The organism is Lysinibacillus sp. NPDC095746 (assembly GCF_044763535.1).
GTDB lineage: Bacteria > Bacillota > Bacilli > Bacillales_A > Planococcaceae > Lysinibacillus.
The window spans coordinates 59,259-72,374 of sequence record NZ_JBIWGL010000010.1 but is presented as its reverse complement, the minus strand read 5'-3'; the positions used below and the strand labels follow the sequence as shown (position 1 = coordinate 72,374).

Here is a 13,116-nt window from a genome sequence, read left to right as displayed (position 1 = left end):
ATAGCATATACTTTCTAATGAAATGCATATGGATATTTTCATATAAAATATAGGGTTCGCCAAACGTGGGGTTGTTCTGAGGGTGTCCGATGAACCGCTTCTAGGGGCGCGAAAGCGAAGCGACAGCAGCTCGATGCTTTTGGCGAAAGTGAAGCCTGATCCCCAAGGAGTCGCCCATCCTTCACTCCCAACAACCTAAGCATATGGTATACATTTTGGCACAAAATTCGATTCCATATTAGGATTGCCTAATAGCTGTAGCTGAAAATAAATGTTTTAACTATGTAGGATACAATTTTCCGAAAAATTAAAAACCCGGTTGAGTGCATCACGTCCACTTAACCGGGTTTATTATTGATTTAATTAATAAAATTTCACTACATCTTCAAAAGATAAAGAAGTTTTTTCTCCGGGTTGCTCATTTGGCTCACCGAATGGCATTTGAGCTACAAGGCTCCATTCTGCAGGAATATTCCAAGTTTCTTTAACTTCCTCGTCAATAATTGGGTTGTAGTGCTGAATAGACGCGCCAATTCCTTCACTAGTTAAAGACATCCATGTTGCGTATTGTAGCATTGCATTTCCTTGATGAGACCAGAAAGGGAATTGCTCTTTATAAGAAGGAGCATTTTCTTGCATTTGTTCGATTGTTGCTTGATTTTCAAAGAATAAAATTGTTCCTACTCCATCTTTAAAGCCATGTAAACGCTCTTCTGTTGCAGCAAAATTTTCTGCTGGAACACGCGCACGTAATGTTTCCTTAACAATATCCCAAAACTTTTCATGCTCATTATCCATTAAAACTACTAATCGTCCACTTTGCATATTAAATGAAGATGGTGCATGTACACTAATTTTTAATAGCTCTTCTATTTTTTCTTTTGTAATCGCTGCGTTTTTTTTCACTTTACGGATTGAACGACGATTAATAATTGCTTCTTTTAAATTAGTTGTTGTTACTGACATTTGTAGTTCCTCCAAATTTTAATCAAATTTATATACAGATTTTTCCACGTAGCCTTCATTTGCTACTGTTTAAATCTAAATTTCCTATTTTTTTAATTGCTGTTCGATGACTTGCGCTATTCTTTCTTTACTAGCTAACCCTTGGATTATTTCATCACCAATAATTAGTGTAGGAACAGCCGTAATACTTGCTTCTTCATATGCATGCCTTAGAGCCTCTTGATGTATTTTACGATATTTACCTGAAAGCAAAGATTCTTTGAATTCTTCTTTTGGCAGACCTACCTCATTAGCTAATTGAGTTAACACGTCTACATCCTCAATATTTTGTTCCTCTTGGAAAAACGCTGTGAAAACTCTATGATGAAATTCATTTCCCTTTTGATATACCTTAGCGAATTGATAGCCTTCAAAAGCTAAATTTGTATAAAGATGTGGAGATACACGCGGTAATCGCATATCAATCCCTAGCTTTTTAGCTGTAGGGAGAATATAGGAGTCCCACGAACCTAATTTTGCAGGCTCTTTCCAAGGATCAATTTTAGGATACGGTTTAGGTCTTAATTCAAACGGCATCCAATCTATTTCAATACCCTTTTCTTTTGCAATTTCATCTAATGGCCCTTTCCCTAAAAAACAGAAAGGACAAATAAAATCCGAAAATGCTTTTAAGGGGCATCCAATTAACAACCTCCCTTTCTCTTTTTGTTGTAACCACAATAGTTACAACTAAGTCAAATAAATAATGCATTCAGATCCATTATACTTCGGCATAATTGCGTCCGAAATCGGCTTTGTGCCCTGCAGATGTCTTTTGTACAAAAGCGCAGTGCTAACCAACACCGCTGCAGTTCAGTTAGCCGTTATCTAAGGAATGCATTATTTTGATTGTTGAATTTCATGGACTAAAGATGTAATCACTTGTTCCATAGTAATATTAGCCAATACTCGTTCCATTGCTTCTTGTGCTTGCACTAAAATTAGCTCTAACACAGACTGTATATTTGCACCAATAGGACAATCAGGATTTGGATTTTCATGTAGATGAAATAACTGATCTTCTTCTACAACTTCTACTGATCGAAAAATATCCAATAAAGTGATAGCATCCAGATCTTTAACTAAAGAAGCTCCACCTGTTCCCCTACGTACTTGCACTATACCTGCCTTTTTAAGATAGGATACTATTTTCCTAATCACTACAGGATTTGTATTTACGCTTTCCGCCATAAATTCTGATGTACAAATAGTCGATGGATTTTGTTTGATGATTGATAAAATATGAACAGCAATTGTAAAACGACTGCTAATTTTAATCTTCATCACCTCCAGCTGTAACCATTATAGTTACAACAAGAAAATAAGTCAACTGTTTTTATAAAGAAATCAGACATGTTGATAAACTATATTTTACTGTGATTTTTCAAACCTATATTAAATGCCAGGCAACTATGTATAACAACCTGGCTAGAAATGACTTTGCACAATTACCTATACACAAAGCATAAAATAAGTTGATGGATCAATTATGCCCCGGCATAACCTTACGTCCGGAATCGGCTTTATGCTTAGGCCTGCAATTATTTTTTGGGCGAAGGCGTAGCTACAACGACACCGATGCAGGTCATTTAACTGTTATCGCATGGATGCGATGATTTTAGGCTAACATCCTTTATTAACTCCATTCCGATTCCGTGACATCCACCGGAGGCTTTAGCTTCTTTTTAGCGGTTGTCTTTTGTACCGAAAACTAAGACAGGTACAGGTGTTTGGACACCCGCTGAAAGAAGAATTAAACAAAAGGAGGACAACGATGTATCCAAATCAATACTATTATCATTATGCTCCACAGCATAATGCTACTTATCCTATGCTAAACGATGCTCAACTTGAAAATGATATTCAGAAGGCAATTAATGCTGAATATAGTACCATTGCTTGTTATGAGAAATTAGCTAAGATGGCTCCAACTGAAGATGAAAAGAATAGAATACTTGAGATTCAAAAGGATGAACTACGCCATCTCGAGGAATTTAGTAAACTTTACACGAATTTAACAGGAAGAAAGCCTTCTTATCAAATAATTGAGGAATGTCCGGACAACTATAGGGCTGGAATCGAATTTGCATTTAAAGATGAACAGGAAGCTGTTGATTCTTATTTAGATATAGCAGATAAAGCAAATGATTCGATAATTAAAGAAAGATTTCGACGTGCAGCAGCGGACGAGCAAAATCACGCTGTATGGTTTTTGTTTTTTTTTTCAAAAAGCCCCGAGATAAATAGGGAACCTCAAAATGTCAGTGATCAAGATACATTACTGCCTTCTACATTGACGTCTCCTCAACTGTTGGGTGAAAACTTAGCTCAATCTATTTTTAATCATTTTCTAGGAAACTTTAACTTTTTTAATAATACATTTGGGCATATAAATGCTTTATTGCCATTTTTCGAACGTAATTGGCTACCGTTTTCTAATGACGAATCGCAGGTATTCGTAACAAACTTAGAAAACAATAAAATAGCCTATGTCGCTAGAAGTCAGAAGGAAAAAGACAATGTATCTATGTACGAAACCTTTATTGCCTATAATATTCCTAATACAGGTTTTCCAACTGTTTTCCCACAACTTTATAACGACTCTTTAAACCATCAAAACAACATTAGGTTCTTACCTTGAAGATCAAAAGAAGGAGACGATTTTCAAAGTTCGTCTCCTTCAATCTAAACGCTATGCAGATTTTTTACCTTTGTAGCCAAAAAATATTATTACATAATTTCTTTAAGAACTTTATTTACTTTCTTTCCATAAAGACAATGCGAATATCCAATTCGGATCTCCATATCCTTGATAACTTTGCACAGCTTCATAGATTTTACCTTGATGCTCTACTTTATCACCTTTTGTGTACGCCTTATATGGACTCCATTGCTCATAAGACGACCCTTGCTCTTTTGTAGTTACAGTGAAAATGGAACTTTTATTAGATTCATTTCCTGCTGCATCAACGGCAGTAACTGCATACGTATATGCTGTATTGGATTGTAGATTCATATCCATAAAGGAAGTAGTTTTCGATGTTCCAACTACAGTCAGTTGCCCTACTTGTGTACCTCGATATATAACATAGTGGTCAACTGCTACATTATCCTCTGATGCCCCCCACATTAAGTCTACACTTGAGGATGTTACTCCCATCGCATGAAGTGAAGTTGGTTGCGTTGGTGCTTCTGTGTCCGGAACTGCATTCATTGTCTCTACAGCTATAGAATCACTTTCTTTCGAAATATTTCCAGCAGCATCCACTGCCTTTATTGTATATGTATATTTTGTATTCGCTGTTAAATTTTTATCTGTGAATGTTGTGCCCGGTAAAGTTCCAATTACTTTACCATCACGGAATACTTGATATTCTTTTACCCCCACATTGTCTGTAGAAGGATTCCATTTTAGCTCAACACTGTTAGAAGTCACTTTCATTGCTTGCAATCCATTCGGTTGAGTTGGAGCTTCTTTATCCACATCCACATTATTCATCAAATTAACATCAATTACATTATAGAAAGCATTTGTAGTATCAGCTACATCCCAAACAGCTAGAATCACGTGGTAGCCACTACGGTCAGTTGGCACGTTAATTGTATGAGTTAAATTATTTGATGCAGCAGTACCATTATGTTCAACAGTTCCAATTGGCTCAAGATCAGCACGGGTTAATGGTTTATTAGGATCCCATCCCTTTTTCGTAATATAATAGTGCCATTTGCTTGTTAAATGCGGTGCAGTGTACTTCCATGTAAAGGTATTTGGTCCACCTGTAATCGTGTTCTTAAACCAGCGATTTACGGATTGTTGATCGAGGATGCCACCAAACAGACCTCCTGCAGATGCAATTTTACCATCAATTGGTCCACCTTGTGGAAATCCTTTTGGTGCCTCTAAGCTCTGTGGCTCATACATAACGTTTCCACAGCTTAAGTTAAGACCACCATAATTTTGGTTACATAAAGCGGCACGGCTAGCTGGCTTTTCAACAAACCCATGTGCATATGCATTTGGCGCCATTGCCATCCCCATAATTCCAGCCGCTAATATGGCAGCACTTATACCCTTTTTACTTTTACTTAATTTTGCGAATTTAGTATTCATAGAAGTAGTCTCCTTTTCTTTGAAAATGTATTTCTACTCGTATGATAGCTATGGATTTAAAATTAAGCAAACTATGTATAAATGTGATAAAAGTCGCATTATACTGTTATGTTTTTTCGCAAAAGATGTATATTAATAGCTCTAAATATAGTAATTATCTTATAATAATGTGCCTTTTCATTTAAAAAAGCTATAGATTTTACAAGAGTGTTCATAAAATATTCAAATTAAAATTTGTCAATTTATGATCTTCTCCACATTTTTTTATTCACGTAAAAAAGGGTTGGAGCTATGCGAACAACATCCGCATAAAAAAAATCGAGTGCACTGCACTCGATTTCTATAAAAGAAATTTGTGGACAATAAGGGTTTAAAACCCTTATTTACCTCGTTTATCGGCGTATTATCCGATAGAACCTTTCATCTTATCGAACGATATTATAATAGAAGTAAATAAGGGTACAACCTTATAAAAAAACGTTGCGTGTAAAACATTATTTGAATACCTCTATAAAAGTCAATAAGTTTTAAACTTATGCCCCTTTATTCCCTCCCTAAATATATTTACGCTCTATCTTCTTCTAATTTTTTATATAATGCTTCCGTCAACGTTTCAGAAAAGTTTATTTGTGATTGTTCAGCTTTCTTAACTAACCATTCTGGAACCGTAACATTTTTGCGTACGGTTTTATTACCTCGAATGTATGGCTTTGGGTCAGCTTGTATCAAGGTTACAAATCCGTTATCTGACTTTAATTTATTAATATCGCTTGGTTTTGGCAATTCAATATCTTCATCAATGTAATAAGCAATGATACCAGCTAAAAACTCTTGCGCCATTCTCATAGATTCCTCTAAGTCGTCTCCTTGTGTACCACCTTTAAACTCTGGAAAAATTACTGAATAGCCCTCATCTTCTTTAGAAAAAATAGCTGGGTAACTTTTTAACATTTTATCGCTCCTCCGCTTATTTTTTAGGTATGTAAGGGAGAGTTATTTTAGCCCCAAATCCCTTAATAAACTTTGCTCAATACCCCGTCTTAACTCCCTGTTGCTATGTACTGGAATTGAAACAGGTTCAAAACCCTCTTTTACAACGATATGGTGGCTCCCGTTTTGTCTAACTTCTTTCCACCCATTCTTTTTGGCTTTTTTGAGCAATTCTTTACCTGTAAGTGGCATTTGTTTACCTCGCTTACACTTTGTATTATACGCATTATGCGCATCGAAAAACAAGTAAAAGGATTGTTTCTTTATAAAAAAACGACTAGTATATATCCTTACCGTTTACTATAGCTTTTAAGGTGCCAGATATGGCGAAGCGGCTGCATTCCTTGAATGGAGTTGACTTGGAAAACGGAACAATAACGACAAACGGAACGTATGATTGAGGTTAAAGAAAAAAACGCCCCCTAAAACTGACTTCTATATCGAACTATCACGATTCCAGACAACGTTAAAGAAGCCATAGCCAACAAAATAGAAAGCCTGTCTATCCAACGTTCTGTAAAAAATAAAGATTTCAACAAAAATAATTATATATTCTTTACGGTCAATGGATCTGCTGTTGACCTTGATACTTTAAATGTCGTTGTTCGTAGGGCTTGCGAAAAAGTAGGAATCTAGAAGCATACCACTTCTCACATCTTTCGTCATTCGCATATTGCCTTCTTACTAAATTCGGAATCCCACTAAGCGCAACAATAGAAGAATAGGACATAGCGATTATAAAACGACTTTAAGCATTTATTCCCTTGTTATAGAAAGCGTAAAAATCGATATTGTAAACAAGCTGAATAGCATAATGAGGCTGGAACAAATGTGTTGCAGCCAACAAAAATACCGAACTATCCAATGAAACTCTTATGAAGTGTTTCGGAATAGTTCGGTTTTTCTAGTTATCGCGCTTTGTTAGTTTAGAGATTATTCGGCATTATGAAGGAACCATTTAGTTATGTCCCAGCCTCATTTTTTATATCTGATTTAATATTGTTTAAAAGGATATTTGTATCAATATTTTAGTTATGCACCTTTCTGCCCCCTAATGAGGGTTTTTAGAAATTAGGCGCTACAAACATTGAAATAATAACACTTTTAACTCTTAACCTATAGAACCTTCCATCTCAAACTTGATAAGACGGTTCATTTCTACTGCGTATTCCATTGGTAACTCTTTTGTGAATGGCTCGATGAAGCCCATTACGATCATTTCTGTCGCTTCTTCTTCAGAAATACCACGAGACATTAAGTAGAATAATTGTTCCTCTGATACTTTTGAAACTTTCGCTTCATGCTCTAAAGAAACATTATCATTTAAGATTTCGTTGTATGGAATTGTATCTGAAGTAGATTGGTTGTCCATGATTAACGTATCACATTCGATGTTAGCACGTGCACCACTTGCTTTAGGGCCGAAACGGACTTGACCCATATATGTTACCTTACCACCTTGTTTAGCAATCGATTTAGAAACGATTGTTGAAGATGTGTTTGGTGCCATATGAATCATTTTTGCACCTGCGTGTTGGTGTTGACCTTTACCTGCTAGAGCGATTGATAATGTCATACCACGAGCGCCTTCACCTTTTAGGATACAAGCGGGGTACTTCATTGTTAACTTAGAACCGATGTTACCGTCGATCCATTCCATTGTACCGTTTTCTTCAACAACTGTACGTTTTGTTACAAGGTTGTAAACGTTATTTGCCCAGTTTTGAATCGTTGTATAACGGCAGTACGCATCTTTACGTACAACAATTTCTACTACCGCTGAGTGTAAAGAGTTTGTCGTGTAAACAGGAGCTGTACAACCTTCAACATAGTGTACGTGAGCACCTTCATCTACAATAATTAACGTACGTTCGAATTGACCCATGTTTTCAGAGTTAATACGGAAGTAAGCTTGTAATGGCGTTTCCACTTTTACACCTGGTGGTACATAGATGAATGATCCACCTGACCAAACAGCTGAGTTTAGTGCAGCAAATTTGTTATCAGTGTAAGGAATCACTTTGCCCCAGTATTGTTTGAAAATATCTTCATTTTCACGTAATGCTGAGTCAGTATCTTTGAACACAATACCAAGGTCTTCAAGGTCTTGTTTCATGTTGTGATAAACAACTTCAGATTCGTACTGAGCAGATACACCTGCTAGGTATTTTTGCTCTGCTTCTGGAATACCTAATTTATCAAAAGTAGCTTTAATTTCATCAGGTACTTCATCCCAAGATTTTTGTGTAGCTTCTGATGGTTTTACGTAATACGTAATTTCATCAAAATCTAAATCTCCTAGGTCGCCACCCCATTGCGGCATTGGTTTTGTATAAAACGTTTCAAGTGCTTTTAAGCGGTATTCAAGCATCCACTCTGGCTCTTGTTTCATAGTTGAAATTTCACGGACGATTTCTTCAGTTAAACCACGTTTTGAACGGAAAATTGATACGTCCTTGTCATGGAATCCGTATTTGTAATCGCCAATATCAGGCATTTTTTTAGCCATCGTTTCTCCTCCGTTCATGCATTATTGTTATCTTGTTCCAAGCTCAGTTATCTTGCTTTGAGTGAAAGCACCAATAGTGACTTTCACTCAAATTTAGATATTATTGCTTTACACCTTTTTCCATCGCCTTCCAAGCTAATGTCGCACATTTAATACGTGCTGGAAATTGAGAAACACCTTGCAGTGCCTCAACATCCTCAAGGTCATATTTTTCGCTATAGTCTTCGCCCATCATCATTTTAGAAAAAATTTCAGCAAGCTCTAATGCTTCCTCTACTTTTTTCCCTTTAATAAGCTGCGTCATCATGGAAGCAGAAGACATTGAAATGGAACAGCCCTCACCGTCAAACTTCGCATCTTCTACAATACCGTCAGTCACTTTTAGCGTTAAGTGAATACGGTCTCCACAAGTCGGATTATTCATATCGATCGTAACAGCATCTTCTTCAATAGATCCTTTATTACGAGGATTTTTATAGTGATCCATAATGACTGAACGATATAGTTGATCTAAATTATTAAAAGACATCGCCAAAATACTCCTTCGCGGAACGTAACCCTGCAACTAGGCGGTCAATATCTTCCTCCGTGTTATACAGATAGAAGCTTGCACGCGCTGTCGCTACTTGTTGAAGACATTTCATTAGTGGCTGAGCGCAATGATGTCCTGCACGAACAGCAATACCATTCATATCAAGAACCGTTGCCACATCATGTGGATGTACATCGTCTAGGTTAAACGTTACAAGTCCACAACGCTTCATTGGATCACGTGGGCCAAAAATTTTAAGTCCGTCAATTGTTTCAAGCTGATTCATCGCGTAGCCTGCAAGCTTATGCTCATGCTCCGCAATGTTATCTAACCCAATTTCAGTTAAGAAATCAATAGCGGCTCCTAAACCTACTGCACCTGCAATAATAGGAGTTCCACCTTCAAACTTCCACGGTAATTCCTTCCACGTTGAATCGTAAAGTCCAACAAAGTCAATCATTTCGCCACCAAATTCAATTGGCTCCATCTTTTCAAGGTGTTCCTTTTTACCATATAGTACACCTATTCCAGTTGGTCCGCACATTTTATGACCTGAGAACCCTAAGAAATCTACATCTAAATCCTGTACATCGATTTTCATATGTGGTGCTGCTTGTGCACCATCCGCTACCATTACAGCACCATTAGCATGTGCGATTTGAGCGATTTCTTTAATCGGGTTAATCGTTCCAAGGACGTTTGATGCCATTGACACCGACACAATTTTTGTTTTAGGTGTAATTGTCGCACGTACCTTTTCTAGGTTAAGTGTGCCATCCGCTTCAAGCTCAATATATTTCAGCGTTGCATTTTTTTCCTTTGCTAGTTGTTGCCAAGGAATAATATTAGAGTGGTGCTCCATATGCGTAATAACAATTTCATCACCTTCAGCAACATTAGCACGACCATAACTTGATGCAACTGTATTTAAAGCAGTTGTAGTACCGCGAGTAAAAATAATTTCTTGTGTTGATGTCGCATTAATAAAATTACGAACCTTTTCACGCGCACCCTCATACTTGTCAGTTGCACGGTTTCCTAATGTATGCACACCACGGTGAACATTAGAATTATCGAATTCATAATATTGCTTCATTGCTTCAATCACTTGAATAGGCTTTTGAGAAGTTGCTGCGCTATCAAGGTAAACAAGCTTATGACCGTTTACTTCCTGATCTAAAATTGGGAAATAGCTTTTAATGTCTTTATTCATCATTAGCGAACTTTCCTTTCAATAACCTCCGTCAGTTGCTTTTGAACGCCTTCAATAGGTAATTGCGTAACAACTGGCGCAAGGAATCCATGGATAACAAGGCGCTCTGCTTCTGCTTTCGAGATACCACGACTCATTAAGTAGTAAAGTTGTAGTGGATCTACTCGACCAACAGATGCTGCGTGTCCTGCTGTTACATCGTCTTCATCGATCAATAGAATTGGGTTGGCATCGCCACGAGCTTTTTCAGAAAGCATTAACACACGTGATTCTTGCTGTGCATCCGCTTTTGTCGCACCGTGTTCGATGTAACCAATACCATTAAAGATTGATTGTGCTGCATCTTTCATTACACCATGCTTTAAGATATGACCATTTGAGTTCTTACCCCAGTGACGAACTTCAGTAGTAAAGTTAAGTTTTTGTTCACCGCGACCAACAACTACTGTTTTTGTATCAGCATGGGAACCGTCACCGATTAGATGTGTAATGTTTTCAGAAATAGTATCTGAGTCATTCATTAAGCCAAGAGCCCAATCTACTTTCGCATCACGAGCTAGTCGTGCACGACGATTTACATAAGTAGTATAACCTTTCGCAAGTACATCAACCGCACCGTAAGTTACTTGTGCATTGTCTTGAACTACTACTTCTGCAATAATGTTTGCTTGACCTTTTGCTTCTTCAACTGTTGAAATATATGTTTCAACATAAGTTACAGCCGAATTTGCTTCAGCAACAACTAATACGTGGTTATATAATGAGGCTTCTGCGTTATCATTTAAGAATACTACTTGAAGCGGCTGTTCGATAATGACATTTTTAGGTACGTATACGAACACACCACCGTTAACAAGTGCCGCATGAAGTGCCGTTAATTTATGCTCATCAACTTTTACAGCTTCTGTCATAAAGTACTTTTTAACAAGGTCGCCATGTTCACGAACCGCTGTTAAAATATCTGTAAAAATAACACCTTTATCAGCTAGTTCTTGTGATGTTTTAATGAAAGCTGGTGTGTTATTGCGTTGTACATAAAGATTTTCTTGGGCCTTAAGATCAATTAAACCTTTTGCTTCTTCTGGTAATGCATCAAGTGAAGCGAATCCTTCACTGTCAACTGTATGAGTTGGGAAATTCACAAAATCCCATTTTGTAATATTTGTTCTGTCTGGTTTTGGCAAATCTAAACCAGTTACTTTGTCTAGTGCTGCCGCGCGAAGTTCTGTAAACCAAGCCGGTTCTCCATTTGCTTCTGAGAACGAGCGCACGTCCTGTACTGTTACAGGCAAGTTAAGTTCCACTGTCATGCTAGTTCGTCCTCCCTCTTATGCTTCTTGTTCTTCAGTTTCTTCTTCGATACCTAATTCTTTTTTAATCCAGTCATAGCCTTCCGCTTCTAAACGTTGTGCTAATTCTTCGCCACCTGATTTAACAACGCGACCTTGCATCATTACGTGTACATGGTCTGGTGTAATGTAGTTAAGTAGACGTTGGTAGTGAGTGATCATTAAGCAGCCGAAACCTTCTCCACGCATCGCATTGATTCCTTTTGAAACTACTTTAAGTGCGTCAATATCAAGACCAGAGTCAATTTCATCTAAAATGGCGAAAGTTGGTTTAATCATCATTAATTGAAGAATTTCGTTACGTTTTTTCTCACCACCAGAGAAACCTTCATTTAAATAACGTTGTGCCATATCTTCGTGCATTTCAAGGAATTCCATGTTTTTATCTAATTCACGGATAAATTTCATTAGAGAAATCTCATCGCCCTCTTCACGGCGTGCATTAATAGCTGAGCGTAAGAAATCAGCATTTGTTACACCAGCGATTTCAGAAGGATATTGCATTGCTAGGAATAAACCAGCTTGAGCACGCTCGTCCACTTCCATTTCTAGTACATTTTCGCCATCAAGTTCTACTGTACCAGAAGTTACTTCATATTTTGGGTGACCCATAATTGCAGAAGCTAGTGTTGATTTACCAGTTCCGTTTGGTCCCATGATTGCATGAATTTCATTTGTATTAATTGTAAGGTTTACGCCTTTTAAAATCTCTTTCCCGTCGATTTCAACGTGAAGATCTTTAATAACTAAAGTTGACATGAAAATACCTCCATAGTGTGTTCAGTGAATGGTGAACCATTCCTTAATTATCATCATTCTAATCTTAACTGAAAATCGTTCTCTATGCAAACCATTTCAATCACTTTCATTTTCATCTGAAACAATCCTTAATAATAAAGAGTTTGCAAGCATTTTCAGATTATTGCTAATCGTCATTGACAATGAGAATCAACTTTCCTCATTTTCAATGAAATAAATCTAATTGAGAATCAGTTTCATCTAGCTACATAGTGAAAACCCCGCAGAAAGTGCGAATTGTAGCTGTTTTGTGACAAAAATGTATAAATATCAATACCAATACTATAACCTTTTTTATTAGAATGGAATCAAATAAAGGAAAGAATCTTGAGAGTACTTGCTAGTATAACGTGGGGTTAATTTCCTTTTTGGCTTGGCGCTTTCATGGGGACACGGAAATCAACTTATTAAACATGGTATTAGTTTTAACCAATGTTGTTCTAAATTACAGGTGGGCAAAATTAATAAATGTAGAATGCATTTTTTACTTTTTTTCTTTGGCTGTTTTCGTATACGATTATGATTGAATATAATGCAGTTTCAGGAGGCTTTCAAAATGTGGAGATTTGTGAATGTATGAAGCAGTATGTAAACTAAAGAAGCACAAAG

General features: G+C 37.0%; 12 protein-coding genes. 1 reads left to right on the top strand and 11 read right to left on the bottom strand.

The window, feature by feature from the left end; translation table 11 throughout:
- Positions 1 to 363 precede the first annotated feature (363 nt).
- The 3 genes from ACIQ7N_RS09565 to ACIQ7N_RS09555 all read right to left on the bottom strand — a co-directional run bounded on the left by ACIQ7N_RS09565 (position 364) and on the right by ACIQ7N_RS09555 (position 2,283).
- Positions 364 to 966 (bottom strand): nitroreductase family protein, encoded by a 603-nt coding sequence (locus ACIQ7N_RS09565; RefSeq protein ID WP_402931614.1) that lies wholly within the window; start codon positions 964 to 966, stop codon positions 364 to 366.
- Positions 967 to 1,050: 84 nt separating this feature from the next.
- Positions 1,051 to 1,650 (bottom strand): DsbA family oxidoreductase, encoded by a 600-nt coding sequence (locus ACIQ7N_RS09560; RefSeq protein WP_402931706.1) that lies wholly within the window; start codon positions 1,648 to 1,650, stop codon positions 1,051 to 1,053.
- Between the two features lie 195 nt (positions 1,651 to 1,845).
- The gene (locus ACIQ7N_RS09555) at positions 1,846 to 2,283 is read right to left on the bottom strand and encodes an Rrf2 family transcriptional regulator (RefSeq protein ID WP_132362088.1); all 438 of its coding nucleotides are present in this window, start codon (positions 2,281 to 2,283) and stop codon (positions 1,846 to 1,848) included.
- Between the two features lie 496 nt (positions 2,284 to 2,779).
- On the opposite strand from ACIQ7N_RS09555, the gene ACIQ7N_RS09550 reads away from it, so the two are divergent.
- A complete protein-coding gene (locus ACIQ7N_RS09550) occupies positions 2,780 to 3,646 on the top strand; it encodes a ferritin-like domain-containing protein (RefSeq protein ID WP_402931612.1) in 867 nt (288 codons plus the stop codon).
- A gap of 111 nt (positions 3,647 to 3,757) precedes the next feature.
- On the opposite strand, the gene ACIQ7N_RS09545 is transcribed toward ACIQ7N_RS09550, so the two are convergent.
- The 8 genes from ACIQ7N_RS09545 to sufC all read right to left on the bottom strand — a co-directional run bounded on the left by ACIQ7N_RS09545 (position 3,758) and on the right by sufC (position 12,468).
- Complete coding sequence (locus ACIQ7N_RS09545; protein ID WP_402931610.1) at positions 3,758 to 5,116, bottom strand: lytic polysaccharide monooxygenase; 1,359 nt, start codon at positions 5,114 to 5,116, stop codon at positions 3,758 to 3,760.
- A 564-nt stretch (positions 5,117 to 5,680) separates the two neighbouring features.
- Positions 5,681 to 6,067 carry a type II toxin-antitoxin system HicB family antitoxin gene (locus tag ACIQ7N_RS09540; protein ID WP_402931608.1) on the bottom strand — a complete coding sequence of 129 codons (387 nt, stop codon included), beginning with the start codon at positions 6,065 to 6,067 and terminating at the stop codon, positions 5,681 to 5,683.
- 42 nt (positions 6,068 to 6,109) lie between these two features.
- A complete protein-coding gene (locus tag ACIQ7N_RS09535; protein WP_402931606.1) occupies positions 6,110 to 6,298 on the bottom strand; it encodes a type II toxin-antitoxin system HicA family toxin in 189 nt (62 codons plus the stop codon).
- A 919-nt stretch (positions 6,299 to 7,217) separates the two neighbouring features.
- On the bottom strand, positions 7,218 to 8,615 hold the full coding sequence (sufB, locus tag ACIQ7N_RS09530; protein ID WP_068985344.1) for a Fe-S cluster assembly protein SufB: 1,398 nt from the start codon (positions 8,613 to 8,615) through the stop codon (positions 7,218 to 7,220).
- 100 nt (positions 8,616 to 8,715) lie between these two features.
- Complete coding sequence (gene sufU / locus ACIQ7N_RS09525) at positions 8,716 to 9,144, bottom strand: Fe-S cluster assembly sulfur transfer protein SufU (RefSeq protein ID WP_132361790.1); 429 nt, start codon at positions 9,142 to 9,144, stop codon at positions 8,716 to 8,718.
- Positions 9,134 to 10,363 (bottom strand): cysteine desulfurase, encoded by a 1,230-nt coding sequence (locus ACIQ7N_RS09520; protein WP_402931603.1) that lies wholly within the window; start codon positions 10,361 to 10,363, stop codon positions 9,134 to 9,136. Before ACIQ7N_RS09520 ends, sufU begins: the two co-directional genes overlap by 11 nt.
- Complete coding sequence (gene sufD / locus ACIQ7N_RS09515; RefSeq protein WP_402931601.1) at positions 10,363 to 11,670, bottom strand: Fe-S cluster assembly protein SufD; 1,308 nt, start codon at positions 11,668 to 11,670, stop codon at positions 10,363 to 10,365. The genes ACIQ7N_RS09520 and sufD overlap by 1 nt, the downstream gene beginning before the upstream one ends.
- 18 nt (positions 11,671 to 11,688) lie before the next feature.
- Complete coding sequence (gene sufC, locus ACIQ7N_RS09510; RefSeq protein ID WP_024362714.1) at positions 11,689 to 12,468, bottom strand: Fe-S cluster assembly ATPase SufC; 780 nt, start codon at positions 12,466 to 12,468, stop codon at positions 11,689 to 11,691.
- Between the last annotated feature and the right edge of the window lie 648 nt (positions 12,469 to 13,116).